At 57.3% G+C, this 389-nt stretch carries 1 protein-coding gene; it reads left to right on the forward strand.

What is annotated here, in order from left to right:
• Positions 1–37 precede the first annotated feature (37 nt).
• A partial coding sequence (locus Q4563_RS16800) for a 4Fe4S-binding leucine-rich repeat protein (protein WP_303605301.1) occupies positions 38–389 on the forward strand: 352 nt, incomplete at its 3' end.

A 389-nucleotide genomic window follows, 5' to 3' on the forward strand; every position in this document is an offset into this window, starting at 1 on the left:
GTATTTGCCGAAATTATTGACGACTAGCGGAGCCAGCATGAATTCCGATACCGAGAATCTCACTCCCATTGGTGACTGTCGCCGTTGTCGCTATCGCGCCAATCTGCTACTGGCAGGGCGCTGCATCCCGGGAGATGCCTGTATTGCGGTAGATAGCGGTCGGCAAATGGATCGTTTCTTACGTTTTAACCCAGAGCTGGCACGGCATTACCTCGCCGATGCCTTTTGGGAGCGGCGCGCCATCGCGGTTCGATATGCGCCGCTGGACGACCTGAACCAACTGGTGACGGATTCTGATGAAGCGGTGCGCCGAGCCGTTGCCTATCGTCTGCCGCGAGAGCAACTGCACGCCCTGATGAACGACGAAGACCGGGAAGTGCGTATTACCG

Source organism: Gilvimarinus sp. 1_MG-2023, from assembly GCF_030548285.1.